The 24,574-nt window shown below is 29.6% G+C and carries 28 protein-coding genes and 2 pseudogenes; 11 read left to right on the top strand and 19 right to left on the bottom strand.

Features of this window, described 5'->3' with window-relative positions; translation table 11 throughout:
- From L8X28_RS01070 to argS, 4 genes and pseudogenes are all read left to right on the top strand, one after another.
- Positions 1-730 (top strand): annotated as a pseudogene (locus L8X28_RS01070) (hypothetical protein); the annotation flags it as partial.
- The gene (gmk, locus tag L8X28_RS01065; RefSeq protein WP_220566902.1) at positions 727-1,341 is read left to right on the top strand and encodes a guanylate kinase; all 615 of its coding nucleotides are present in this window, start codon (positions 727-729) and stop codon (positions 1,339-1,341) included. The pseudogene L8X28_RS01070 and the gene gmk, both read left to right, overlap by 4 nt.
- Position 1,342: 1 nt before the next feature.
- Entirely contained in the window at positions 1,343-1,582 is a 240-nt protein-coding gene (locus L8X28_RS01060) for a twin-arginine translocase TatA/TatE family subunit (RefSeq protein WP_133318671.1), read from the top strand.
- Positions 1,583-1,591: 9 nt separating this feature from the next.
- Complete coding sequence (gene argS / locus L8X28_RS01055) at positions 1,592-3,187, top strand: arginine--tRNA ligase (protein ID WP_263665276.1); 1,596 nt, start codon at positions 1,592-1,594, stop codon at positions 3,185-3,187.
- On the opposite strand, the gene L8X28_RS01050 is transcribed toward argS, so the two are convergent.
- From L8X28_RS01050 to L8X28_RS01025, 6 genes are all read right to left on the bottom strand, one after another.
- Positions 3,184-3,702, bottom strand: a complete 519-nt coding sequence (locus L8X28_RS01050) for a threonine/serine exporter family protein (protein WP_133318673.1) — start codon at positions 3,700-3,702, stop codon at positions 3,184-3,186. The genes argS and L8X28_RS01050 overlap by 4 nt on opposite strands.
- On the bottom strand, positions 3,699-4,475 hold the full coding sequence (locus L8X28_RS01045) for a threonine/serine ThrE exporter family protein (protein WP_263665275.1): 777 nt from the start codon (positions 4,473-4,475) through the stop codon (positions 3,699-3,701). The genes L8X28_RS01050 and L8X28_RS01045 overlap by 4 nt, the downstream gene beginning before the upstream one ends.
- A 126-nt stretch (positions 4,476-4,601) precedes the next feature.
- Positions 4,602-5,207 carry a DedA family protein gene (locus L8X28_RS01040; protein WP_263665274.1) on the bottom strand — a complete coding sequence of 202 codons (606 nt, stop codon included), beginning with the start codon at positions 5,205-5,207 and terminating at the stop codon, positions 4,602-4,604.
- A gap of 50 nt (positions 5,208-5,257) precedes the next feature.
- Complete coding sequence (locus L8X28_RS01035; protein ID WP_220566898.1) at positions 5,258-5,686, bottom strand: trehalose-6-phosphate synthase; 429 nt, start codon at positions 5,684-5,686, stop codon at positions 5,258-5,260.
- Between the two features lie 48 nt (positions 5,687-5,734).
- Positions 5,735-6,217: a peptidylprolyl isomerase gene (locus L8X28_RS01030; RefSeq protein ID WP_263665273.1), complete on the bottom strand. Its 483-nt coding sequence runs from the start codon at positions 6,215-6,217 to the stop codon at positions 5,735-5,737.
- Positions 6,218-6,228: 11 nt separating this feature from the next.
- Entirely contained in the window at positions 6,229-6,936 is a 708-nt protein-coding gene (locus L8X28_RS01025; protein WP_039618745.1) for a YebC/PmpR family DNA-binding transcriptional regulator, read from the bottom strand.
- An 80-nt stretch (positions 6,937-7,016) separates the two neighbouring features.
- Here L8X28_RS01025 and L8X28_RS01020 point away from each other — a divergent pair, with 80 nt between their 5' ends.
- The 4 genes from L8X28_RS01020 to L8X28_RS01005 all read left to right on the top strand — a co-directional run bounded on the left by L8X28_RS01020 (position 7,017) and on the right by L8X28_RS01005 (position 10,455).
- The gene (locus L8X28_RS01020; RefSeq protein ID WP_263665272.1) at positions 7,017-7,562 is read left to right on the top strand and encodes a GNAT family N-acetyltransferase; all 546 of its coding nucleotides are present in this window, start codon (positions 7,017-7,019) and stop codon (positions 7,560-7,562) included.
- A complete protein-coding gene (locus tag L8X28_RS01015; RefSeq protein WP_263659023.1) occupies positions 7,563-7,754 on the top strand; it encodes a cation transporter in 192 nt (63 codons plus the stop codon).
- Positions 7,744-9,864 (top strand): heavy metal translocating P-type ATPase, encoded by a 2,121-nt coding sequence (locus L8X28_RS01010; RefSeq protein ID WP_263665271.1) that lies wholly within the window; start codon positions 7,744-7,746, stop codon positions 9,862-9,864. Before L8X28_RS01015 ends, L8X28_RS01010 begins: the two co-directional genes overlap by 11 nt.
- Positions 9,865-9,930: 66 nt before the next feature.
- Entirely contained in the window at positions 9,931-10,455 is a 525-nt protein-coding gene (locus L8X28_RS01005; protein WP_220566893.1) for a DUF2165 family protein, read from the top strand.
- Between the two features lie 45 nt (positions 10,456-10,500).
- On the opposite strand, the gene L8X28_RS01000 is transcribed toward L8X28_RS01005, so the two are convergent.
- The 5 genes from L8X28_RS01000 to alaS all read right to left on the bottom strand — a co-directional run bounded on the left by L8X28_RS01000 (position 10,501) and on the right by alaS (position 17,061).
- Positions 10,501-11,073: a sulfite oxidase heme-binding subunit YedZ gene (locus L8X28_RS01000; protein WP_133318682.1), complete on the bottom strand. Its 573-nt coding sequence runs from the start codon at positions 11,071-11,073 to the stop codon at positions 10,501-10,503.
- A complete protein-coding gene (gene msrP, locus L8X28_RS00995) occupies positions 11,073-11,966 on the bottom strand; it encodes a protein-methionine-sulfoxide reductase catalytic subunit MsrP (RefSeq protein WP_263665270.1) in 894 nt (297 codons plus the stop codon). The genes L8X28_RS01000 and msrP overlap by 1 nt, the downstream gene beginning before the upstream one ends.
- Positions 11,967-12,050: 84 nt before the next feature.
- Entirely contained in the window at positions 12,051-13,982 is a 1,932-nt protein-coding gene (locus L8X28_RS00990; RefSeq protein ID WP_263665280.1) for a PBP1A family penicillin-binding protein, read from the bottom strand.
- A complete protein-coding gene (gene maf / locus L8X28_RS00985) occupies positions 13,982-14,524 on the bottom strand; it encodes a septum formation inhibitor Maf (RefSeq protein ID WP_263665269.1) in 543 nt (180 codons plus the stop codon). Before maf ends, L8X28_RS00990 begins: the two co-directional genes overlap by 1 nt.
- Positions 14,524-17,061, bottom strand: coding sequence for an alanine--tRNA ligase (gene alaS / locus L8X28_RS00980; RefSeq protein ID WP_263665268.1), 2,538 nt, complete (start codon positions 17,059-17,061; stop codon positions 14,524-14,526). Before alaS ends, maf begins: the two co-directional genes overlap by 1 nt.
- A gap of 108 nt (positions 17,062-17,169) precedes the next feature.
- Here alaS and L8X28_RS00975 point away from each other — a divergent pair, with 108 nt between their 5' ends.
- Genes L8X28_RS00975 through hemH form a run of 3 tightly spaced genes read left to right on the top strand, consistent with a single transcriptional unit; the run spans position 17,170 to position 20,008 of the window.
- On the top strand, positions 17,170-18,246 hold the full coding sequence (locus tag L8X28_RS00975) for a DegT/DnrJ/EryC1/StrS family aminotransferase (RefSeq protein WP_263665279.1): 1,077 nt from the start codon (positions 17,170-17,172) through the stop codon (positions 18,244-18,246).
- On the top strand, positions 18,243-19,100 hold the full coding sequence (locus L8X28_RS00970; protein WP_263662492.1) for a Gfo/Idh/MocA family protein: 858 nt from the start codon (positions 18,243-18,245) through the stop codon (positions 19,098-19,100). Before L8X28_RS00975 ends, L8X28_RS00970 begins: the two co-directional genes overlap by 4 nt.
- Positions 19,101-19,102: 2 nt before the next feature.
- Positions 19,103-20,008, top strand: a complete 906-nt coding sequence (gene hemH / locus L8X28_RS00965; RefSeq protein ID WP_263665267.1) for a ferrochelatase — start codon at positions 19,103-19,105, stop codon at positions 20,006-20,008.
- A 16-nt stretch (positions 20,009-20,024) separates the two neighbouring features.
- On the opposite strand, the gene L8X28_RS00960 is transcribed toward hemH, so the two are convergent.
- From L8X28_RS00960 to flgB, 8 genes and pseudogenes are all read right to left on the bottom strand, one after another.
- Entirely contained in the window at positions 20,025-20,450 is a 426-nt protein-coding gene (locus tag L8X28_RS00960) for a BspA family leucine-rich repeat surface protein (RefSeq protein WP_263665266.1), read from the bottom strand.
- Between the two features lie 38 nt (positions 20,451-20,488).
- Positions 20,489-20,830 carry a BspA family leucine-rich repeat surface protein gene (locus L8X28_RS00955; protein ID WP_263665265.1) on the bottom strand — a complete coding sequence of 114 codons (342 nt, stop codon included), beginning with the start codon at positions 20,828-20,830 and terminating at the stop codon, positions 20,489-20,491.
- Between the two features lie 14 nt (positions 20,831-20,844).
- Positions 20,845-21,147, bottom strand: a pseudogene (locus L8X28_RS00950) (BspA family leucine-rich repeat surface protein); the annotation flags it as partial.
- A 12-nt stretch (positions 21,148-21,159) separates the two neighbouring features.
- Entirely contained in the window at positions 21,160-21,345 is a 186-nt protein-coding gene (locus L8X28_RS00945) for a BspA family leucine-rich repeat surface protein (RefSeq protein ID WP_263665264.1), read from the bottom strand.
- A 167-nt stretch (positions 21,346-21,512) separates the two neighbouring features.
- The gene (locus tag L8X28_RS00940; RefSeq protein ID WP_263660141.1) at positions 21,513-23,321 is read right to left on the bottom strand and encodes a peptidoglycan D,D-transpeptidase FtsI family protein; all 1,809 of its coding nucleotides are present in this window, start codon (positions 23,319-23,321) and stop codon (positions 21,513-21,515) included.
- Between the two features lie 3 nt (positions 23,322-23,324).
- The gene (gene fliE, locus L8X28_RS00935; RefSeq protein ID WP_133318690.1) at positions 23,325-23,621 is read right to left on the bottom strand and encodes a flagellar hook-basal body complex protein FliE; all 297 of its coding nucleotides are present in this window, start codon (positions 23,619-23,621) and stop codon (positions 23,325-23,327) included.
- Between the two features lie 3 nt (positions 23,622-23,624).
- Complete coding sequence (gene flgC / locus L8X28_RS00930; protein WP_263665263.1) at positions 23,625-24,119, bottom strand: flagellar basal body rod protein FlgC; 495 nt, start codon at positions 24,117-24,119, stop codon at positions 23,625-23,627.
- Positions 24,120-24,129: 10 nt separating this feature from the next.
- Positions 24,130-24,561: a flagellar basal body rod protein FlgB gene (gene flgB / locus L8X28_RS00925; protein WP_133318692.1), complete on the bottom strand. Its 432-nt coding sequence runs from the start codon at positions 24,559-24,561 to the stop codon at positions 24,130-24,132.
- Positions 24,562-24,574: the final 13 nt, after the last annotated feature.

Below are 24,574 nucleotides of genomic sequence, written 5' to 3'. Positions count from 1 at the left end.
AAATATAGAAGAAAATATAGAAGAAAATATAGAAGAAAATATAGAAGAAAATATAGAAGAAACCCTCGCTGAATTTGATTCTTTTGATACACTACCTATGGTTGAAGAGATAGGTGAAAAAGAAATGAGCTTTGATGATTTGCCTGAGGATGCTCAATTTATTGGTGAGGAAAAAGAAGAAAAAATGGCTTTAGAAGAAAATGAGCCTATGGTTGAAGAAATATTTGAAAATGAAAGTATAGATGATTTTCAACTAGAAGAAGAAGAGCTAAGTACTCAAGATAAGATAAAAGAAGAATTGGCTGCTATTGATGAGCTTGATGAAGAATTTAATGGTCTTGATGGGGAGTTAATGCAAAATTTTGACACTCAAGAAACAGATAACAATGAAAATACGCAAGCTTTTGATTTAGAGGAAAATATAGAGGAAAATATGAGCGAAATTTTAGACGATACACAAGATGAGTTTGCAAATTTAAATGAAAATGATATTATGTTGGCTTTAGGCGAAGAGCTTGCTCCAGCTATTGTAGAAAAGAAAGAAGAAAATAGATTAAGCACTCAAGAAAAAATAGAAAATTTACAAGAAGATGAAATGATAAATGAGCTTAGTAAGAGTATAGCTCAAACCATTACTTCAAGTATTACTGATGATACTTTAAAGGCAGCCTTGAAAGGTATGAAGATGAATATAAACATCAATATAAGCTTTGATGAGGATAAACATTGAGCGGTCAAATTTTAATTATTTCAGGGCCAAGTGGAGCAGGTAAGAGTACCTTGCTTCAAAAACTTTTTAAAGAAAAAGATAATATTTATTTTTCTATTTCTAGTACAACAAGAGCTCCTAGAGAAAATGAAAAAAATGGAGTAGATTATTTTTTTATCAGTGAAGAAGAATTTAAACAAGGTATAGAAAAAGGTGATTTTTTAGAATGGGCTTTAGTGCATAAAAATTACTATGGTACATCGTTAATTCCTGTAAAAAAAGCATTGCAAGAGGGTAAAAGTGTCATTTTTGATATAGATGTGCAAGGCTTTTGCATAGCTAAAGAAAAAATGCCTAATTATATTACTTCTGTATTTATCACAACTAAAGATAAAAAAGAACTTGAAAAAAGATTGCTTAAGCGAAATACTGATAAAATAGAAGATATTAGCAAAAGATTAGAAAATGCTAGTGATGAAATGGCTTATTTGGATCGATATGATTTTTTAATCATCAATGATGATCTTGAAAAAAGTTATAGGGAGTTAGAAGCAGTTTTTGAAGCTTCAAAATTAAAAAGTACAAAACATGATTTAAAACAAATTCAAATTCAATGGAATAAAGGAGAATAAAATGCATATGCCAAGTGGAACCCAATGGTTAATCATATTACTTATTGTAGTATTACTTTTTGGTGCTAAAAAAATTCCAGAGCTTGCTAAAGGTTTAGGAAAAGGTATTAAAACTTTTAAAGATGAAATGAATACTGATGATGATAAAAAAATCGTTCAAGAAGATGCACAAAAAATTGAAAAAATCAACGAGAAAGATGTGCTGGTAAAAGAAAATAATGAAGAAACAAAAAAAGCTTAAGGCGATACGTTGAAAACTTTAGTTTATAAAGAAATTAAAGAGAAACTAGGAAGAGATTTTATCTTAGAAAATCCTAAAAATAAAAATCTAGCCCATTTTGCTACACCTTTGGCTTTTTCTTTAGCTAAAAAATTAAGGCAAAACCCTGTAATAATTGCTAATGATATTGTTGCTAAGTTAAAAGATTGTGATTGTTTTGAAAGTGTAGAGGCTTTAAATGGTTATGTAAATTTTAAGCTTTCAAAGGCTTTTTTAAATTCTTTGGCTACGCAAGCTTTGAGTGATAGTGAAAAATTTGCAAAAGATGAAAAAAAAGAGCAGAGTTTTTTACTTGAATATGTTAGTGCAAATCCAACAGGACCTTTACACATAGGGCATGCTAGAGGGGCTATTTTTGGTGATACTTTAACTAGGGTTGCTAGACATTTAGGATATAAATTTGATACAGAATATTATGTTAATGATGCGGGTAATCAAATTTATCTTTTAGGTCTTTCTATATTGCTTGCAGTAAAAGAGCATTGTTTAAAAGAGCAAGTTCGATATCCTGATGAGTATTATAAAGGTGAATATATCATAGATGTGGCAAAAGAGGCTTTTGCTGAATTTGAAAAAGATTTTTTTATAGAAGGAAATATTCCACAATTAGCGCTTTGGGCTAAGGATAAAATGCTAAAAATTATTAAGCAAAATTTAGCCGATGCTAAGATATTTATTGATACTTATGTGAGTGAAACAAGCTATTATAGTGAATTAGAAAATACTTTAAAAGCCTTAAAAGAGCATGGTGGTACTTATGAGCAAGATGGTAAAATATGGCTTGCATCAAGTGCTAAAGGTGATGAAAAAGATCGTGTGATTATTAAAGATGATGGAAAAGGAACTTATTTAGCTGCTGATATAGTTTATCATAAAGATAAAATGAGTCGTGGTTATGATAAGTGTATCAATATATGGGGAGCTGATCATCACGGCTATATAGCTAGAATGAAAGCTGCTATGGAATTTTTAGGTCATGATAGTCAAAATCTTGAAATTATCTTAGCACAAATGGTTTCACTCTTAAAAAATGGCGAGCCTTATAAGATGAGCAAAAGAGCAGGAAATTTCATTTTAATGGGCGATGTTTTAGAAGAACTTGGTAGTGATGTGCTAAGATATATTTTTATCAGTAAAAAATGTGATACGCATTTGGAATTTGATGTAGATGAGTTTAAAAAAGAAGATAGCTCTAATCCTGTGTATTATATTAATTATGCTCATGCGAGAATTCATCAAGTATTTGCCAAAGCAGGTAAGAGTGTAAATGATGTTATATATGCTAAATTTGAGAGTTTAAATGAAGATGGTATGAATCTTTTGTTTGAAAGCTTAAATTTAAAAGCAGTACTTAATGATGCATTCGAATCAAGAGCCTTGCAAAAAATTCCTGATTATTTAAAAAATTTAGCCTCTTTATTTCATAAATTTTATAATGAAAATAAAGTTGTTGGCTCAAGCAATGAAGATGAGCTTTTAAAACTTTTTGCCATATGTGCCTTGAGTATTAAAACAGCTTTTGCACTCATGGGAATAGAGGCAAAGAATAAAATGAATCACGATTAATTTTGATCGTGATTTTTGCTTTTTTTAATACTTCTTGTCATCATAAAGCTTTGTTCAAAAAATAAAAGCAAGGTTATGCTTACTCCTACTGCTAGAGCTAATGTTACCGAAAGTGTTGTAAAGAAATAATCAAAAAAATGAATCAAAAAATTAGTTTTTTCGCCAATATCCTCTGAGCGTATAAAAGAAATCAAATACAATATAGCTTTGTATGCGTAAATTCCGGGTATCATAGGGATAAGAGCAGGAAAAGCTATAATTTCAGCAGGTGTTTTAAAAATCTTAGCCAAAAACAAACCAAGACAACCTATGCTAAAAGAAGCTATAAAGGTCGCAATAGCTAAAGTTTGAAAGCCAAAATACCCCATTAGAGTAAAACGCATACCATGTGCTATGGCGGCTAATATGGCTGAGAGTATGAGTGTTTTAAAGGGCGGATTACACACATAAGCAAAACCAAATCCTGTTAAAGCTGCAAAAAACATATCCCAAAGTATAGAAGAATAATCAATCATCTTAAAATTCTAAAGTCACTAATGCTAAGAGTGGTATAAATTCCAATAGCAATACAGCATACCAATATCGCCACACTAATAATACGACTAAAACCCATAAGTATGTGATCTTTTAAAATATCTATAATTGAGTTTATAAAATAAACTCCAGGTATTAAATACAAGATACTAGAACCCAAAGCAATATTTGCTTCTTGTATAAGCTTTAAATCCACTCCAAAAAACACAATAAAAGAAGATAAAAAAGAGCAAAAAATATATTGAATTCTTAAATCAATTTTTATTCTAGTGAGTAAAACTCTCAAACTAAAACCCACCAAAGTAGCTAAAAATACAAATAAACATCCATAAAAATCTCCCCCAAATAGCTTACAAAAGGCCGAATTTGCTGCTGAAACTAAAAATAAATTAGCTAAAAAAGGATTTCTTTTGGTTTGTTTGAGTTTTAAAAGAGAAATTTTGGCTTCTTCTAGGTTATATTTATGATCATGAATTTGCCAACTTAATGCACTAAGTTCTAAAATAAGTTTAAAATTAATATGATTGTGTTTGTTAGGTATGATGTAGGTTCTTTGTATAGAGTTATCATCTTTATCAAAAATATTTAGCGTAGTATGATGAAAGAAAAAATTCATATTAATTTCATAACCATACGCATTAGCTATCCTTCCAACGCATTTTGCTACTCTTGCTGTGTAAGTTCCTGCACTTAGAAAAACGCTAATATATTCGATTAAAAAATTAGTTAAATTTTGAATTGATGGTTTTTGCATAAATATTCTTTAAAATAGTTTTTAAAGATTTTATCAAAATTAAAATATAAAATCTTATAAATTTAAAATATTTTTGTAAAAATATTAAAAATATATGCACTAGGTAATTTAAGGAAGTTAAAAAAATTAAGTGCGATTTTTCTTTTTTTGTATATAAATATAAATTGCTAAAAGCATACTTATAAAAATAATACAAGCAATAATAACAAAATGTAGATATTCTTTAAGTAAGTCTTCATTTTTACCTAAAATATAACCTAATATAAGTAAAATCAAACACCAAATTCCAGCTCCCAAACTAGTATAAAATATAAATTTTTTCAAATTCATTCTTGCAAGTCCAGCAGGTAAAGAAATGTATTGACGCAATCCAGGGATTAATCTACCACTAAATGTTGATATTTCACCATGTTTATTGAAAAAGGTTTCAAACTGAGCAAATTTTGTTTCATTAACTCCAAAATATTTACATATTTTTAAAACAACATTACGCCCTAAAAAATAACATAAGTAATAATTTAATAAAGCACCCAAAAGAGCTCCAAAAGTCCCACAAAGTAGACATAGCCAAAAGTTAAGTTCGTTTTGATGGGCTAAATATCCAGCAGGTATCATCACTACTTCACTAGGAAAAGGAAAAAAGGAGCTTTCTATAAACATAAGAAAGATAATCCCCCAATAACCCCAATCTTTTGCAAGAGTAAGTAAAAAATCTATAATATCACCAAGCATAAACACCCTTTAATTTTTTAAACTAATGATATAAATTTAGTTTTAATGTTTTAAAAATATAGCATGGCTTTTGCACAAATGACTATTAAAATGCATAAAATCAATGCAATCAAGTGAGATTTTAAAGGATCTTTTCTTTTTAAAATTTTTATAAAAAACAAAGAATAACAAGTTAAAGCTAACATTGTTATTAGTAGCAAAAGCTTGATAAATAAAAATACTCCAAAATTGCTTGCAAAAAAATCCCAAAAAGAATTAAATTCATAAAAACTTAAAAGATAAAAACCACTCAATAAAAGTAAGATAAAAATACTAGCAAAAATAAAAATACTTGACTTGGTATAGGCTTTTTTAATTTTATCGCAATCTTCTTTGCTTTCGTGTTTATAAGCAAAGCAATAAACACAAACATCAAAAAATACATAGGCTATAAAAAATATAGCACAGATAAGATGAATACAAATAAAAATAAAATGCATAACTAATCTCCTTAAAAAATCATAGCACAATTTTAAGGAGATGTAAAATTAAAGTTTTTCTAAAATTTGGATAGTTTTGATTTTATCTCCTGCTCTAATGCTATCTAGTACTTCTAAACTTTCTTTGTCTTCAGGATTGATTTGTCCAAAGATAGTATGCACTCCATCTAAATGAGGTTGTGGGCTGTGACAAATAAAAAATTGTGAACCACCTGTATCTCTACCAGCATGAGCCATAGATAAACTACCTCTTAAATGTTTGTGTTTTTGATCGTCACATTCACATTCTATCTCATAGCCAGGACCACCTGAACCTATACCATAAGGACAACCACCTTGTATTACAAAATTTGGAATCACGCGGTGAAAAACAAGCTCATCATAAAAACCTTCATTGGCTAAGTTGGCAAAATTGCATACAGTTTGTGGTGCTTCATCGGGAAATAATTCTAATTTCATATCACCTTTTTCGGTGCTAATGATAGCAAAATTGTATTTTTTTGCATCTTTTGTGTCGATTTTTTTAAGCATTTTTTTTGCTCCTATTCTATGTTGGTATAAACTGCTTGTACATCATCATCATCTTCTAATTTATCAAGCAATTTTTCAATATCAAGAAGTTGCTCTTCGCTAAAGCTTACAGGGTTATTAGCAAGATATTCAAGTCCTGCTTTTTTAAGCACTAAGCCTTTTTTTTCTATGGCATTACTAAGCTCACCAAAAGCAGTGTAATCACCTATAATTAGTAATTCTTCTTCATTTTGCTCAAGTTCTTCAAGTCCTGCATCAATGAGTTCAAGTTCAAGTTCTTCTAAATCTCCATCATATTTTTCAAGATGAAAAACAGCTTTATGTGAAAACATAAAAGTCAAAGAGCCATTTTGTAAAATTTCTCCACCATTTTTGCTAAAAATTGCTTTTACATTAGCCACTGTGCGTGTAGGATTATCACTCATACACTCAACAATGATTAAAGCTCCATGTGCTGCTTTTCCCTCATAGTGGATATTTTTAATATCAGCACTATCTTTTCCACTTGCTCTTTTAATAGCTGCATCGATATTGTCTTTTGGCATATTATTAGCTTTTGCAGTAGCTATGGCACTACGAAGCTTTGGATTCATATCAGGATCAGCTCCGCCTTCTTTTGCTGCTACTTGTATAGCCTTTGCAAGTTTTGGAAAAAGTTTGCTCATTTTATCCCATCTTGCTTCTTTAGAGGCTCTGCGATATTCAAACGCTCTTCCCATAAATTCTCTCTTTCTTATATTGTTTTAAAGTTAAAAGTATAAACTAAGAAGTCTAAATTTGATTTTAAAGGAGCAAAAGAGTGATCAGAAAAGCTAGGAAAGATGATGTTAAAAAATGCATACAATTGCTTGCTTTGGCAATGGATCATTTTATATATAAACTTAGTGGCTATAATGATCATCAAAAAGCCATAGAGGTTTTAGAAAATTTCTTCACTCAAGAAAATAATCGTTTAAGCTATGAAAATATATATGTTTATGAAGAAGATAATGAAATTTTAGGTGTGATTTGTTTTTATGATGGGGCTTTGGCAGATGAGCTAGATAAGCCTTTAAATGAGCATTTAGAATTTTTAGGAATTAATGAAAAAGTTTTAAAAGAATGTGATAATGAGTTTTATTTAGATAGTATTTGCGTGGATGAAAAGGCAAGAGGGAAAGGTATTGCTAAGAAATTGATTGAATATGCCTTCGATGAAGCTTTGAAAAATGATAAAAAACTTTCATTAATCGTAGAAGATGAAAATATAAATGCAAAAATGCTTTATGAAAAAATGGGTTTTAAATTTATAAAAAATAAAATTTTTCACGCTCATAAATATGAATACAGAGAAAAAGGAGAATAAATGATTATAAAAACTAAAAATATTAATTGTCAAAGTTGTGTAAATTTAATCAAAGCTTCATTGGAAGATGAATTTGGTGCTATGCAAATAAGTGTTGAAAATAAAAGCATAGAGATTGATTTAAAAGCAGAGCAAGTTGAAGAGTTTAAAAAACAATTGCAAGATTTAGGTTTTGAGACAGATGAAGCATGAGTTAAAGTTAAAAATAGGCAATATGACTTGTGTTAATTGCTCTAATGCTATAGAAAAAGTTTGTGCAAAAATTGATGGGGTAGAAGATGTAAGTGTTTCTTATGTCAATTCTAGTGGAGTGTTTTTGCTTAAAGATTTATCTTTAGAAGCAAAGATCAAAGAAAAAATTAAGGCTTTGGGTTTTGAGATATTGCACGAAGAACAAAATTTATACGAATTTAAACTCAAAGAGCTTAAAAATATGAAAACAAAGCTTATTATGAGTATAATTTTAAGCTCTATTGTGATGTATTTTGAAATGTTTGTTCAAGGAAATGTTTCTGCTTTAATTCAAATGTTTTTATCTATGATAGCGATTTTTTATTGCGGAAAAGGTTTTTTTATCCACGCTCTTAAAGGATTAAAACATAAAAATTTAGATATGAATACCTTGATATCTTTAGGAGCTTTTACTTCTTTTATATATTCTTTTTTTGTGTATTTTGAGGTATTTAGTAAAGATGGTTATTTGTATTTTAGTGGCGGAGCGATGATTGTAAGCTTTGTTTTATTAGGTAAATACTTAGAAGAAAAGGCTAAATTTAAATCCTTAGAATATCAAAATAAATTAAAAAATATAGATATTAAAAAAGCTAATATAATCTTAGAAGATGCAAGTATAAAAAGCATACCTAGTGCTTTTGTAAAAGAAAATGATGTGATTTTAGTGAAAGAGGGTGAAAGCGTTGTTGCTGATGGGGTAATTATAGCAGGCGAGGCTGAGATTGATGTGAGTTTTTTAACAGGAGAATTTTTACCACTTTTGAAAAAACAAAATGATGAAATTCTAGCAGGAAGTGTGTTGATTAATGGAAGCTTAAAGATTAAAGCTAGTAAAAAGGCGATTGAAAGCTCATTAGAACAAATTAAAGATCTTGTTTTTAAAGCAGGCAATATCAAAACACCTTTAGCAAATTTAGCTAATAAAATTTCAGCTTATTTCGTAGCTTGTATTATTGTTTTATCACTTTTTGTGTTTGTTTTTTGGTATTTTAAAGAAGGAGTCAACGCAGCATTTTTACATGCTTGTGCCACTCTTTTAATCTCTTGTCCTTGCGCTTTGGGCTTAGCAACCCCTATAGCCATAGTTAGTGCTTTAGCAAATGGTGCAAGAAATTTTATCTTAGTAAAAAATCCAGCGGTATTAGAGAATTTAGCTAGTATAAAACTTGCTATTTTTGATAAAACAGGCACTTTAAGTCAAGATGATTTAAGTGTTTATAGGTATGATCTAACTCAAGAAAATTTTCAAAAACTCACGCAAATTGAAAATTTAAGCTCACATCCTATTGCAAAGGCTTTTACTAAAGAATTGAATGTAAATTTAAATTTACAAGGAAAATTAAGTGTTTTAGTGGGTAGTGGTTTGCTTTATGAGGAAAATAATGATAAATATTTAATAGGCAATGAAAAATTAATGCTTGAAAATAGTGTTGATATACAAAAAAGCAAGCAATTTTTGCAAGAATTTGAAGATCAAGCACCTATATGTTTGTATTTTGCAAAAAATAATATTTGTCTTGGCGGGGTTTGTTTAAAAAATGAACTTAAAAATGAAGCTAAAAATTTGATAGCAAATTTAAAACAAAAAGGTATAAAAAGTATTATTTTAAGTGGTGATAATAAAAAAAGTGTTACTAAAATAGCAAATGAGCTTAATGTTGATGAATATTATTCTGATTTAAAACCTGAGCAAAAACTTGATTTCATAAAAGAAAAAATCAAAAAAGAAAAAGTTCTTTTTATAGGAGATGGTATCAATGATGCTCCTGCTTTAAATTTAGCTAGTGCAAGCATAAGTTTTTCTAAAGCAAGTGAGCTTGCTAAAAAAAGCGGAGATTTGATTTTGATAAAAGATGATTTATCTTTAATAGCTTATTGTTTCGAGCTTTCTCAAAGAACTAAAAATATCATCAAACTTAATCTTTTTTGGGCTTTTGTTTACAATGCTTTATGTATTCCCATTGCGGCAGGTCTTGTGCCATTTATAAGTCTTAGTCCGCATTTGGCAGCTTTAGCAATGTGTTTTAGTTCGGTAACGGTTGTAGTCAATTCTTTGAGATTGCGTTAGATATTTCAGTTTTATTTAATATTTGTTGTATTATATTAATATAACTTTAACAAAAAGGAGTATTTAATGAATTGCAATTGTAGTTTTTCTATGATGAGTGTAATAAGATATTCTAAAATGATTATCTTGCTTACCGTTGCCTCTTTGGCTGCTATTGTTGTTTTTGGTAATATAACTGATTATAATTCAAACTTTCAGTTTGTAAAACATGTTATGAGTATGGATACTAAGCCTGATTATTTAGGTAATGCTATTATTTATAGGGCTATTACAAATTCTACGATCCATCATATTGCTTATATCTTTATTATTTGTTTTGAAGCTTTTATTATGCTGACTGCTTTAAAAGGTGCTTTAGATATGTTTAAAGCAAGAAATTTAGATGCAAAAACTTTCCATGAAGCTAAAAAATTTGGAATCATTGCTTTAACTTGTTGTTGTTTGTTATGGTTTTTTGGTTTTCAAGTGGTGGCTGCAGAGTGGTTTGGCATGTGGATGAGTAAAACTTGGAATGGTTTGCCTGATGCTACTAGATTAGTAACCTATATGCTTTTAGCGTTAGTTTATATTAGTATTAAAAACGATGATTAAATCACAAACTCTCTGTTGAGGGTTTGTGGAAAATATAAAATGTTTTTATAATGATTGAGCTTGTAAATATTTACTTCTTCTTTTTTTGTAATTATTCCATAATTTAAAAAACAAGAAAATTAAAGCTAGGCTCAGTGCTAAAAAATGTGGAATTTGCGGTATTTTTGCAGATAAAAAATAATGCCAAGATACTAGTAAAAAGCAAAAATAGCCAAGTTTTCTTATCTTACTTAATTTTTTAAAAAGCTTAAATGAGCTTATAAACATAAGTGTGAGTATAAAAAAGCTTATAAAACCACTAAATTCTAAATTTTTACTAAAAGTATCTTTGAAAAAAAGCATTAAATCTAAATTTTTACTAAAAGCAAAGTAATTAAAAAAGTGAATCAAAACCCAAAAAAATGCATAAAAACCTAAAAATTTAGGGTAATCTTTTGTGTGTTTATACTTTAAAAGTGAAAAAAATAGGCTTAATCCAAAAAAGATTAAGCCAAATACACCACTATAAAAATATACAGATTTTACAATATCAAATTCTTGCATGATTTGATAAACACTAAAAACAATACTTAAAACAAAAGCTAAAAATCCACTGATATTATAAACTTTTTTGCTCATTAAAAATTAACCTTTAAATCCATATCTTTATACAAATGCGCTACTTCTTTTTCATAGCCATTAAACATTTGCGTAGGCTTAGTGAAAAAATCTCCCAAAGGACGCTCGTTTGCTTGAGACCATCTTGGGTGAGAGACATTTGGATTAACATTAGCATAAAATCCATATTCTCTAGGGTTTGCTAACTCCCATGTGCTTTTAGGTTGTTCTTTGGTAAATTCTATTTTTACAATAGATTTTATACTTTTAAAGCCATACTTCCATGGAACTACAAGGCGAATCGGTGCTCCATTTTGTCCTAATAAAGGCTTTTTATACATGCCCACAGCCATAAGTGTTAGTGGGTGCATAGCCTCATCTAATCTTAAGCCCTCTACATAAGGATAATCAAGAGTTGGAAAAAATGAGGCTTGATCAGCAAATTGATTTTTATCAAAAAGAGTGGTAAATTTTATAAATTTAGCCTCACTTTTAACTTTACATTTTTCTATTAAAGCACGCAATTCAAAACCAACCCAAGGCACCACCATGGACCAAGTTTCAACACAGCGAAATCTATAAATTCTCTCTTCTAATGGAAAAGCCAATAAATCTTGCATGGTTAAAGTCAAAGGTTCTTCAACTTCCCCGCTAACTTCTATTTTCCAATTATTTGTGTTGAAATTTTTTGCAAGCTCAACAGCTCTTTTTTTATCAGTAGAAAATTCATAAAAATTAACATAATTAGTTGCAATTTTTTCTTCACTTAAATTTAATTTTTCATTGTTAGGATCAGGAAAGAAATTTAATGCCATTAATTCAGATTGAACTAAAGCTGAACTAACTAAAGCTCCAGCACCTAGTTTTAAAAAATGGCGTCTTTTGTTATATAATTGTTCGTTTGTGATATTCATGAAGCATCCTTTATATATTTTGTGATATTAAAACATATAAAGGAAAATAGAAGGATAATTTTTATTATTTTATAAAAAATATTTTTAAAAAATTACCTCATTATTTTCAGATAGAGCAGGGTTGTTTTTTGGAAATGGAGAAGTATTGGTGTAGTACTCTCTTTGTTTTTCATAAATTCCTTGATAAACCCCTTTTGGGATGATAAATTTTCTAGCGCTATCAGGATAAAGTTCTAAGTATTTTGTTAAAAATTCTTTAAAAACCGGCGCAGCAGTTCTTGCCCCACCTTCTATTTGTTTCATAGGCTTATTATCATCATTTCCATACCAAATGATAGCTTCTATTTCAGGAGTTAAGCCACAAAACCACGCATCAATGCTTTTATTTGAAGTGCCTGTTTTTCCAGCTATTTCAATCCCTTCTACTCTAGCATTACGCCCAGTGCCTTTTTTTACAACATTTTGCATCATATCATTGACTAAAAAGGCTTGTTCAGGTTCGCTGATTTTTCTTTCTCCGGAATTAAATTCTACTACTATTTTATCATTTTTATCGATTACTCTTTTAATGAGTAATAAGTCTTTTTGCACACCATAGTTTCCAAATACCGTGTAAAGTTTAGCATAATCATAAATGGAAATTCCAAAGCTACCCAAAACTATAGATAAATCAACTGGTATGTTTTCAAAGCCCATAAATTGAAGCTTATCGTGGATTACATCAAGTCCTAGGGCAAGAGCTAAATTTATGGTAGCTAGGTTTCTTGAGCCAGTTAGCGCTTCTTTTAAACTTATGAGTCCTAGAAATTTTCCACCATAATTTTTAGGTTTCCAATCTTTCTCATCTTTTTTAGCACTTTCAAAAATTCTTGAAATATCAGCAACCTTACTCATAGGAGAATAGCCCATGTCAATGGCAATTTGATATAAGAAAGGCTTAAAAGAACTCCCCGGTTGTCTTAAGCTTTGAGTGGCGCGGTTGAAATTACTTTTTGCATAATTTACCCCGCCAACTAAGGCTAAAATGTCTCCATTTTGATGATTTGCTACTATCATAGCTCCATTGAGTGTGCTTAAATTTGCATCTTTATCTCTTTTAACTATTTCATCATAGCCAAATTTTAAGGCCTCTCTTGCAATATTTTGTACATCAAGATCAATGGCAAGCTCTATTTTATAGCCACCACTTTTTAAGTCTTTAATCCCGCTTAGTTGTTTTAAAACTTCTTGAGTAACATAAGGGGCTGCATTTTGTGTTAAAGTATCATCATATACTTTTGGAATTTCTTTTAAGGCGTTTTCATACTCTTCTTTAGAAATCCAACCAAGATTATACATCCTTTGTACTACGCTATTTGCTCTAGCTAAAGAAAGATCTAAATGTCTAGTAGGATCATAAGTACTTGGAGCCTTTGGCATACCTACCAAAATGGCAATTTCTTTTAAGCTAAGCTCATCTAAATTTTTTCTAAAATACCCAAGCGCAGCAGTTTTTACTCCATAATATCCATGTCCAAAGAAGATGAAATTTAAATATCTTTCTAAAATTTGCTCTTTAGTTAAAGTACTTTCTATCTTATATGCAAGCAAAGCTTCTTTTAGCTTTCTGCTCAAAGTACGCTCAGGAGTTAATTCTGTATTTTTTATGAATTGTTGAGTAAGAGTGGAAGCTCCTTCCATAGTTTTTCCACCGCTTCTTATGATTTTAATAGCTGCTCTAAAAATTGCATCTATATTAACCCCGCCATGTTCAAAAAAGCTAGTATCTTCAATGGCTACCAAAGCTTCTATAAGTCTTGGTGGAAGTTCTTCATAAGGAGCATAAAAGCGGTGTTGCTCGAAAACATTTGCAACTAATTTTCCATTTTTATCAAAAATTTGTGTTGTAAGAGGTGGTTTATAATCTTTAAAAGTGTATTGATTTAAATCAGAATCAGAAAATAAATATGCAATAAATATAAAAACTCCAACCGCACACATTATACAAAAATAAAGAAATATTTTTAAAATTTTTATCATAAAAATGCTTTCAAAAGTTCTATATTAAGCCCTAGCGCTGTACTTTGATGACCTATGATTTTTTTAATGTATTTTTTATGAAATCCCTCACACATCACAGCTCCGGCTTTACCTTGATAAAGTTTTGACTCAATGTATTCTTGCATATCTTTTAAATCAAATTTATCTAAGATCAAATCACACTTGCTAAGATTAAAAATCTTTTTATCTTCTAAAACTAAAATCATTGCACTTAAAATGCTAATGCTTTTACCACTTTGTAAATTGAGCATATTAAAAGCTTCATTGTCGCTTTTAGCTTTAGTTAGAATGATATTTTGAGCACAAACTATGCTATCAGCAAATAAAACATTTTTTAAGTCAGGATATTTTGTAAAAAATTGTCTTTCTTTTTCTAAAACAATTTTTTGCACATAAGAGCTTGGATTATCTTTTTTTATTAAACTCTCATCATAATCGATAATAATTTGCTCAAAAGCGATATTTGCTTCTTTTAATAAAGCAACGCGTGAAGGCGAACTTGAAGCTAAATAAAGCATTAAGCAAGACTTTCTTCTATAATTTTTCTAGCATGATCAAGTGCTTGTTCTATTTTACTTGTATCTTTACCGCCAGCTGTTGCAAAATCATCTCTACCGCCACCGTTTCCACCAAGCATTTGTGCAATTTCTTTCACCAAAACACCAGCTTTTAACGAAGTGTCTTTAACGCCTGCTGCGATGATGATTTTGCCTTCTTTTTCTTGTAAAAGTAAAATTACAGCTTTGTTAAATTTGTTTTTAAACTCATCTATCATGGTTTTTATATCACCACTATCTATTTTTTGCACACAATATTGAATACCATTTAGTTCTTTAGAGCTTAATTCTGCTTTGTTTGAATTTTTTAATTCATTTTTTAAACTAGCTATTTCATTTTTTAATTTTGCTACATAGCCTAAAATATCTTGAGTTTTTAACTCTTCTTTGGCTTGATTAAGCTCTTTCAAATTTTCACTAACATAATCAAGCGCAGCTTTGCTCACCACCGCTTCTATCCTTCTAACCCCAGCACTAACACCACTTTCTTTGATGATGTAAAAACTTCCTATTTCAGAGCTATTTTTCACATGAGTACCACCGCAAAGCTCTTTGCTAGCTCCCAGGGTTAAAACTCTTACTTTTTCTTGATATTTTTCACTAAATAAAGCTATTGCACCACTTTTTTTAGCTTCATCTAAAGCTAAAATTTCAATTTTGGCTTCATTTGCTTGTATGATGTAAGTGTTTACTAAAGCTTCTATTTGCTTTAATTCTTCTTTATTTAGGGCTTTTGGATGAGTAAAGTCAAATCTTAATTTATTGTGTTCTACCAAAGAACCTGCTTGGCTAATGTGTGAGCCAAGAATTTCTCTTAAAGCATGGTGTAATAAATGTGTCGCACTATGATGTCTTGCGATTTGCTCTCTTTTTTTAGTATCTATGCAAGCTAACACTTCATCGTTTGTTTTAAGATCTTGTTTTAATTTCACTTGACTAAGATTAATATCAAAGAATTTTTGCGTATCTAAAACCTCATTTTCATTGATAAAACCTATATCAGCGCTTTGCCCTCCACTTGTTGCGTAAAATGGAGTTTTTTCAAGCATTAACCACGCTATATCTCCTGCCTTAGCTTCGGCTGTGATTTTAAAATTTTCATCCAAAATAGCCATGATTTTAGTTTTTTCTTCATAATTTTCATAGCCACTAAAAGCATTTTTGCCAAATTTTTCTAATAAAACTTTAAAGTCCCCGCTAACTGCTTTATCCCCGCTTCCTTTCCAAGAAGCCTTAGCTCTATCTTTTTGTTCTTGCATAAGCTCATTAAATTTAGCCTCATCTATACTAAGATTTTTTTCTCTTAGCATATCTTGGGTTAAATCAAGCGGAAAACCATAAGTATCATAAAGTTTAAAAGCTACTTCACCGCTAAAAATATCTTTAGTTTTTTTAAGTTCTTCATTAAAAATTTCTATACCATTTTCAATAGTGCTTAAAAATCTTTCTTCTTCTAGTTTGATTTGTTCTTTAATAAATTCTTTTTTTTCATTTAAGTAAGTATAATGCCCACCCATTAACTCACAAACTACATCTACAAGCTCATACATAAAAGCTCTTTTAAGACCTAACAAATATCCATGTCTTAAGGCACGACGCATAATTCTTCTTAAAACATAGCCCCTGCCTTCTTTATCAAAGCCAACTCCTTGAGCAAGTAAAAATACACTTGATCTTATATGATCAGCAATTACTCTATAACTAGCTCCGCTTTCATAGGTATAAGTTTTACCGCAAAGTTTTGCAATACTCTCAATAATAGGCATAAACAAAGAACTATCAAAATTACTAAATTTTCCTTCTTTTATAGCACTAACTCTTTCAAGCCCCATGCCTGTATCAATACTTGGTTTTGGTAATGGAGTAAGCGTTCCATCTGCACTTCTTTCATACTGCATAAAAACTAGGTTCCAAATTTCTAAGAACCTATCTCCATCTCCACCCATATAATCTTCACTAGAATTAAAATATTCAGCGCCTTGATCATAAAAAATTTCACTACAAGGCCCACATGGTCCAGTATCGCCCATTTGCCAGAAATTATCTTTATCGCCAAATTTATAAATTCTTTCTTTTTCTATATGCTTTTGCCAAAGCTCATATGCTTCATCATCACTTTCATGAACGGTTACATATAATTTTTCTTTAGGTAATTTTAAAACTTCAGTTACAAATTCCCAAGCATAAGCAATGGCTTGTTCTTTAAAATAATCTCCAAAACTAAAATTCCCAAGCATTTCAAAGAAAGTATGATGTCTTGCTGTATAGCCTACATTGTCTAAGTCATTATGTTTTCCACCGGCTCTTATACAAGTTTGACAGCTTGTTTTGCGCGGAGGATTGGGGCGTGGCACTTCTCCGGTAAATATGCTTTTAAAAGGTACCATACCTGCATTAGTAAAAAGTAAAGTTGCATCATCAGGCACCAAAGGGCTTGAAGGAGTGATTTCATGTCCTTTTGATTTAAAAAATTCTAAATATTCTTTTCTTATATCCATAGATTTTCCTAGCTAGTTTTTTGCTTAAAATAATACCAAAAATACTTTAAATTAAGTAAAACTATCTTATAATCATGATTTTAAATTTATAAGGTTAATATAATGAAAATTCCTTTTATAGACTTAAATGCTCAATATAATGCTTATAAAAATGAAATCGATGAGGCTATTGGTGAAGTTTTACAAAGCACCTCTTTTATAGGTGGTGCAAAATTAGAAGAATTTGAAAATAATTTGGCTAAATATGTAGGTGTTAAATATGCAATAGGCTGTTCAAGTGGTACAAGCGCGTTATTTTTAGCCTTGATGGCTTTGGGTGTGGGTAGGGATGATGAGGTAATAGTGCCAAGTTTTACCTTTATAGCTACGGCTGAAATGGTTGCTCTAATCGGTGCTAAGCCTGTTTTTGTAGATATTGATTTTAAAGATTATAATCTTAGTTTAGAAAAAGTTCAAAGCGCTATCACGCCTAAAACTAAAGCTGTAATTGCTGTGAGTATTTTTGGGCTTATGCCTGATATATTTGCTTTAAAAGAACTTTGTAAAAGTCAAAATATTGCTTTGATAGAAGATAGTGCGCAAAGTTTTGGAGCTAGTCAAAAGGGTATAAAATCATGTGCTATAGCTGATATATCTTGCACGAGTTTTTTTCCGTCTAAGCCTTTAGGTGCTTATGGAGATGGCGGGGCGATTTTTACCCAAGATGATGAATTAGCGCAAAAAATAAAAATTTATTTAAATCATGGACAAGTGCAAAGATATAAGCATAAATACATCGGTATTAATGGAAGGCTTGATACCATCCAAGCGGCTGTTTTAAATGTGAAATTAAAATACTTAGATGAAGAGATTAAAAAAAGAGAAGTAATAGCAAAAGTTTATGATGAAAATTTAAAAAATTGTATTTTACCGCCAAGAAAAGATGATTTTGTGAGTGCTTGGGCTCAATATAGCGTGCGTGTAAAGAATAGAGAAAAATTCATGCAAAAATTACAAGAGCAAGGTATACCTACTGCGGTGCATTATCCTTTGGGGCTTCATTTGCAAGAAGCTTTCGATTATCTTGCTCATAAAAAAGGTGATTTGCCAAATACAGAGCTATTAAGTGATGAAATTTTATCCTTACCTATGAGTGCGTTTTTAAAAGAAGAACACCAAATTAGAGTGATTGAGGCTTTTAAATGAAAATAGGGCTTATAGGCCTTGGTAAAATGGGTAAAAACCATTTAAGAGAACTCGAGCGTAATTTAAAAGTAAAAGAAATTCATCTTTATGATCCTTTCTGTAAAGATAAATTTAAACACTTTTTTCATAAAAATTTTGATGATTTTTTAGCGCAAAATCTTGATGGTGTTATCATTGCCACGCCTACTCATACGCATTTAGATATAGCTTTAAAGGTTTTTCCTAAAATAAAAAATGTTTTAATAGAAAAGCCTTTGGCATTAAATGTAGATGAAATTTTAATTTTAGAGCAAAAAGCTAGAGAAAATAAAGTCAGAGTAGGGGTGGGCTTTTGCGAGAGATTTAATCCGGTTATTTTAGCTTTAAAAGAAAAACTTTTAGAAGATGAGATTATAAGTATTAATATACAAAGAATTTCTCCTTATCCACAAAGAATAAATGATGTGGGTGTTTTAAGTGATCTTAGTGTGCATGATATTGACTTAGTTAGATTTTTAAGTCAAGAACAAATTTTAAAAGTAAATATTTATAAAAGCTTTCATCATGATAAATTTGAAGATGAGGTAATGATAGGTTTAAAATTGGAAAATATTTTAGCAAATATCCATGATAGTTGGAATGGACAATGTATTATAAGAAAGATCACACTTTTAGGTAAAAAACGTACTTATGAACTTGATCTTAAAAATTTTGAACTTTTTATTAATATGCAAAAAATTCCAAATTTATATAAAAATTCTCCTTTATATGCTGAGCATGAGGCTTTTTTTGAGTTTTTACAAAATGGGGTTTGTGAAAATTTAGCTAGCATTGAAGATGCTTTGAGAGTGCAAGAAATTTTAGAAGGTGTTTGATAGTGAAATATGTATTTTTTTTAAATATGGGCGGGGTTAATAAACTTGATGAATGTGAAGTTTTTTTAAAAAATATGTTTAATGATCCTTATATTTTAGGGATAAAAAATGTTTTTTTAAGAAAATTTGTAGCCTTTATGATAAGAAAATCAAGATTAAAAGCTATGAAACAAAACTATGAAAAAATGGGTGGAAAATCCCCACTTACTCAAATCACACAAAGTTTATGTGATAAATTAAATTCTAAAACTAGAGAATATAAATTCGATTTTATTAGTCTTTATGTACCACCTTTTGCAAATGAGGTTTTTTCAAAATATGATTTTCAAAAAAATGATGAAATTATTTTATTTCCTCTGTATCCCCATCATTCTAAAACCACTGTAACTAGTTCTTTAGAAGTAGTGGAAAATGAGCTAAGAAATATCCAAAACCAAGCTAATGTAAAAATCATTGATGTTTTTTATAAAGATGAACTTTATAATGAAATGATTATAAAACATATTTTAGAAAAAAAGAGAGAATACGATTATAAAACTTTGATTTTTTCTGCGCATTCTTTACCACTTTCAGTGATTAAAAAAGGTGATTTGTATGAAAAACATGTGCAAGAGCATGTGGATATTTTAAAAGAAAAACTTAAAAATAAATTTGACCAAATCATTTTATCATATCAATCAAAACTAGGCCCAGTTAAATGGCTTGAGCCTAACACAAGTGATATTTTAGAAAATTTAGATCAAAAAGCTTTGATTTATCCTGTATCTTTTTGTATAGATTGCTCTGAAACGATTTTCGAGCTTGGAGTTGAATATAGGCACTTAGCAAAAAGCGATTATGAGCTTATTAAATGTCCTAATGATAGTGATGAGTTTATAGAGTTTATTTTAAATCAAGTAAAAATATAGTTTTTATATTAATGTTTTATAGCGGTATTAAAAAACATATATTTTTTCTCGGGATATTTTCTAAATTCCAGTTTGATAGTTTTTGATTGAAATTTATACATCCACTAAACATACTTTGTGTGCTTATAACACTATCAATATTCCAATTGTTTAAATCTTGATTAAATTTTGGAGTTTTTGAAAAAGGAATTTTGAAAATAGATTCACAAAAAAATGCATATTCCATCCATAATACATTTGAAACATTCCATTTATCCAAAGCTTGATTAAAACTAAAGCAATTTGAAAACATATAACTAATATTTATAACTTTAGTTGTATCCCAATTATTTAGATTTTGATTGAAATTTTCACAACCAGCAAAAGCCGCGTGCATGCTAATGATTTTGCTAGTATTCCATTTATCTAGTGGCTGGTTAAATGTTTTGCAATTGTAAAACATCCCAGCAATGGACTTTAAACTTTTTGTGTCCCAATTATTTAGATTTTGATTGAATTTTTACATCCATAAAACATTTCATTCATGCTTGTTACATTTGATACATCCCATTCTTCTATACCACTAAAATCTTTTCTTTTGCTATTTTTAAATAAACAATCCATTTCTTGTATATTGCTTACATTGATATCTTTAAGGCTTGTATTTAAATCATCAACTAAGGCTTTTAGTTCGCTTTTGGTTTTTGGATTATACATATGAGCATATTCTTTTTTACCAAAAAGAAAAGATTGTGTTGTATTGTTTTTGTGGTCTTTGAATAATTTCTCATATTGTTTAAAATTTGCCAAAGAAAATATGGATTTGCAACAGTCACTAAACATATTATTTTTGATAGTTATATTTTTATGTCCCAATTATCAAGTGAATGCATGAAATTTTTACAATTTTCAAACATAGATTTTGAATGTGTAATTTTAAGTGTATTCCATTTATCTAGAGATTGATTAAAACTTATGCAATTATAAAACATTTTAGAAGTTATTCTTAGATTAGATGTATTCCAAGAATTAATATTTTGATTAAATTTTTTACATCCTTGAAACATTTTATGTGTATTAACAAGATTAGATGTATTCCATTTATCTAGAGCTTGATTAAAATTTTCACACCCTTGAAACATTTTAGCCATGTTTTTTACTTTGCTTACATCTCAGTTGTTGATATAGGAATTAAAATTTTTACATCCTAAAAACATCCCTTCCATGTTGTCAACATTACTTGTATCCCAAGTTTCTATACCTATAAATTTTTCTTCACTAATACTACTAAATAAATAGCTCATATCTTGAATTAAACTTGTATCTATATTTTTAAGCGGAATATCTGATAGTATCAAATATTTAAGAGTTTCTTTTGTTTTTGGTTTGTGGATTATCTTTTTTGATTGTAGTTTGAGTAAATACAATATAACTAAAAACACAAGTAAAGTTATAAATAATAAAACCCAATACTTTAAATAAGCGAAACAAAAAATCAATATAAAAAAAGATTATTATTGTAATTTTATTTTTTAATGTCATTGTTTTTGCTTTCTATGGGTTTTAAATAACTTTCTTTAATCAAAAGATTTACTGTATCTTTAAACATAGGTAAAGCACTTTGTGCGGCATAATAACTATAAGCTTTGGTAGGATGTCTTACTAAAACTCCAATGGTATAGGTATTTTTCTCATCATTTGCAAAGCCAAAAAACGAGGCATTATAGCGATTTGAAGTATAGCCTTTTCTTTCAGCAATCCTAGCTGTACCCGTTTTTCCACCTATAATGATACCTTGAGTTCGTGCTTTTTTACCGGTTCCTTTTTCTATAACATTAATTAAAATTTGCTGCATTTCTTTGGCAGCTTTGCTTGAAAGAATTTTTTCTTTCTTAACTTCATCATCAAGTTTTATTAAACGCCCATCTTGATAAATTTTATTTGCAATTTGTGGGGTGATGTAAATTCCATCATTGTTAAATACATTATAAGCAGCTAAAAGTTGTATAAAAGTTGTTTTCAAGCCATAACCATAACTTAATACAGATTTTTCAACTTCTCTTAATCTTTTTGGATTTGGTATTTCTCCTTTTTGCTCATAAGGAAGATCAATACCGCTTTTTTCTCCAAAACGAAAAATTCTAAGTCCTGAGATGATTTCAAGATTACTTAATCTTTGGGCAATTTTAATCATACCGACATTTGAAGAGTAAGTAATAACTTCTTCCATGCTCATTTTGTTTTTTTTGTGATCATCGCGTATAGTAAAACGACCAAGTTTGTATTGTCCACCTTGAGTATCAATGATTTCATCAACTTTGATTTTATCAAGCATTAATGCAGTGGTAAATATAAAAGGTTTTATAACAGATCCTGCTTCATAGCCATATTCTATGGCACTTGCATTGAGTACAGATAGATCTTTTCCGCGATTTTGCGGATCATATCTTCTTGAGCTAGCAAGTGCTAGAATTTTTCCGCTTTTACTTTCCATGATGGCAACTATAATTTCATTGGCTTTTAGATCTTCATTTCTTTTATCGATAGCTTTTTCTAAACCTTTTTGAAGTTTTAAGGAAATATTTAAGTATAAATTACAACCATCTATTTTGCGTTGTTCATAAGAATGCAAATTCAAGATGATATTACCACCTATATCTCTTAAACCTTGAATTTTAGCATTTTGCAAAGGATTTAAACATTCATTATAGTATTTTTCCAAACCTTTTATGCCGACATTTTTAAAAATTTCACTTTGCTCATCCATATAGGTTCTTGTGTAGCCTATGATTGGAGTAAGTGAATCTTTTGGCATATATACACGATCTTCTTTGTGTTCTATAATATCAAGCCCTCTTGTCTCCACTCTGCCATTATTATTTGTGAAGGATTTAAAAAAACCTTGAGTATAAAGTTTTTTAGCTAGTTCTTTTAAATAACTTGCGTCTTTTGAGTTAATATCTTGGAGTAAAATAAAATTATAACTTCTTTTTTTCTTTGCAAGCATTCTTTTTTTTATATCTTGCATTTGTTCATCACTTGCGCCACTATAAATTTGAAAAAGAGTTAAAAACAAATCCTTTTTATCGGGATTTAAGCTCCTTAGATCAATTTCAGCTCTATAAATTTGCCTACTAGAAGTTACGGTAAAATTATCGCTTGTGATGATATTACCTCTAAGAGCGGAAAAATATTGTTCTTTTTGAGTGTTTGGTATATGGCGTTTTGAGGTTAGAAAAAAAGTAGAAAGTAAAAATAAGGCCATAAAAAACAGAGCCATACAAAAAGCAAAAGCTACTTTTGAAACCCTATTTCTAATGGTGTTTGAAAGCATATATTAAATTTGAGTTCTTGAAATTTCTTTATATGCGTTTATAGCCTTATTTCTAACTTCAAGCATAAATTTCATACTTGATTCAGCTTTGCTAATCGCAATTGCAGCTTGATGTAAGTCTTTGACTTCACCTGTTGCAATGTCTACCATAGCAGCTTCGGCGGTTTCTTGAGTTTTATTAAGATCGTTGATGGAATTTTTTAATAAACTCGAAAACTCATCTCCTATGTTGCTTGTGTTGTTATTATTGTTTTTGTTATTAACATTGTTAAATTGATTTATACCATTAATAGTGTTCATTTATTAACCTCTTAGTAAATCTATTGCACTTTGTGCTATAGTTTTGGTGCTAGTAAAGGCACTTACATTAGCTTGATAAGCTCTTGTTGCTTCTATTAAATCGGCCATTTCAATAACAGGATTTATATTTGGATAAGCAACATAACCTTGTTCATTCGCATCTGGATGAGATGGGTCAAATTTCATACGAAAATCTTTATCATCTCTTACAACTTTATCAACTACTACGCTCATTATAGCAGGTTTTGCATCTTTTTGTGAAGCAGGATCGTTTAAAGGATTTTCATATTTTAAAAAATTATTATCTTTAGCTATTTGCTTGTTTAGCAATTCGTTAAAATCAGTTGCTTTAAAAATCACTTCTCTTCTTCTATATGGACCACCTTCTGTTGTTCTAGTAGTATTAGCATTAGCTATATTTGAGCTAATTACATTCATTCTAAAGCGTTGAGCACTAAGTCCATATCCACTAATATCAAAATCACTTAAATAAGCCATTATTTTTCTCCTAGCCTAATTTAGAGCTTGTTTCTATGATGGTTGAAAAAATATTACTTTGTCTTCTTAAAACACCATCTAAAGCAGAAATCATCATAGTATTTTTGCTCATTTCAGTAGTTTCTACATCAAGATCTACTGTATTTGCGTCATTTCTTGCTAAATGTCCATCTCTTAAATAAATAGTTGATTTATTAGGATCTGGAAATTTCCAAGGCTTTTGATGATTTGTATTTGTGCTTGCTAATTCAAGCTCTTTAGTATCTTTTTTTTTGAAAATTTCATTTGCTCTATTAACTAAAGCAGTTTCAAATTCTATATCTCTTGCTTTATAAAAAGGAGTATCAACATTTGCAAGGTTAGAATTAATCATTTGACTTCTTAGGTTTCTTCCTGCTAAAGCATCAACAATAAGTTCTTTTGACTTAAAAGGGCTTATCATAATTTTTCCTTTA

It is taken from the genome of Campylobacter sp. CNRCH_2016_0050h (assembly GCF_025772605.1).
GTDB classification, from domain to species: domain Bacteria; phylum Campylobacterota; class Campylobacteria; order Campylobacterales; family Campylobacteraceae; genus Campylobacter_D; species Campylobacter_D lari_D.
The sequence above is the reverse complement of the archived record's forward strand: the minus strand, read 5'-3'. Positions and strand labels throughout refer to the sequence as shown.

Excerpts from the sequence above, each read along its gene's own strand:
- L8X28_RS01060 (WP_133318671.1), top strand. The coding sequence starts at position 1,343 with ATGCATATGCCAAGTGGAACCCAATGGTTAATCATATTACTTATTGTA.
- L8X28_RS01050 (WP_133318673.1), bottom strand. The coding sequence starts at position 3,702 with ATGATTGATTATTCTTCTATACTTTGGGATATGTTTTTTGCAGCTTTA.
- L8X28_RS01045 (WP_263665275.1), bottom strand. The coding sequence starts at position 4,475 with ATGCAAAAACCATCAATTCAAAATTTAACTAATTTTTTAATCGAATAT.
- L8X28_RS01040 (WP_263665274.1), bottom strand. The coding sequence starts at position 5,207 with ATGCTTGGTGATATTATAGATTTTTTACTTACTCTTGCAAAAGATTGG.
- L8X28_RS01035 (WP_220566898.1), bottom strand. The coding sequence starts at position 5,686 with ATGCATTTTATTTTTATTTGTATTCATCTTATCTGTGCTATATTTTTT.
- L8X28_RS01030 (WP_263665273.1), bottom strand. The coding sequence starts at position 6,217 with ATGCTTAAAAAAATCGACACAAAAGATGCAAAAAAATACAATTTTGCT.
- L8X28_RS01025 (WP_039618745.1), bottom strand. The coding sequence starts at position 6,936 with ATGGGAAGAGCGTTTGAATATCGCAGAGCCTCTAAAGAAGCAAGATGG.
- L8X28_RS01015 (WP_263659023.1), top strand. The coding sequence starts at position 7,563 with ATGATTATAAAAACTAAAAATATTAATTGTCAAAGTTGTGTAAATTTA.
- L8X28_RS01010 (WP_263665271.1), top strand. The coding sequence starts at position 7,744 with ATGAAGCATGAGTTAAAGTTAAAAATAGGCAATATGACTTGTGTTAAT.
- L8X28_RS01005 (WP_220566893.1), top strand. The coding sequence starts at position 9,931 with ATGAATTGCAATTGTAGTTTTTCTATGATGAGTGTAATAAGATATTCT.
- L8X28_RS01000 (WP_133318682.1), bottom strand. The coding sequence starts at position 11,073 with ATGAGCAAAAAAGTTTATAATATCAGTGGATTTTTAGCTTTTGTTTTA.
- msrP (WP_263665270.1), bottom strand. The coding sequence starts at position 11,966 with ATGAATATCACAAACGAACAATTATATAACAAAAGACGCCATTTTTTA.
- maf (WP_263665269.1), bottom strand. The coding sequence starts at position 14,524 with ATGCTTTATTTAGCTTCAAGTTCGCCTTCACGCGTTGCTTTATTAAAA.
- alaS (WP_263665268.1), bottom strand. The coding sequence starts at position 17,061 with ATGGATATAAGAAAAGAATATTTAGAATTTTTTAAATCAAAAGGACAT.
- L8X28_RS00970 (WP_263662492.1), top strand. The coding sequence starts at position 18,243 with ATGAAAATAGGGCTTATAGGCCTTGGTAAAATGGGTAAAAACCATTTA.
- L8X28_RS00960 (WP_263665266.1), bottom strand. The coding sequence starts at position 20,450 with ATGTTTTACAATTGCAAAACATTTAACCAGCCACTAGATAAATGGAAT.
- L8X28_RS00955 (WP_263665265.1), bottom strand. The coding sequence starts at position 20,830 with ATGTTTAGTGACTGTTGCAAATCCATATTTTCTTTGGCAAATTTTAAA.
- L8X28_RS00940 (WP_263660141.1), bottom strand. The coding sequence starts at position 23,321 with ATGCTTTCAAACACCATTAGAAATAGGGTTTCAAAAGTAGCTTTTGCT.
- fliE (WP_133318690.1), bottom strand. The coding sequence starts at position 23,621 with ATGAACACTATTAATGGTATAAATCAATTTAACAATGTTAATAACAAA.
- flgC (WP_263665263.1), bottom strand. The coding sequence starts at position 24,119 with ATGGCTTATTTAAGTGATTTTGATATTAGTGGATATGGACTTAGTGCT.
- flgB (WP_133318692.1), bottom strand. The coding sequence starts at position 24,561 with ATGATAAGCCCTTTTAAGTCAAAAGAACTTATTGTTGATGCTTTAGCA.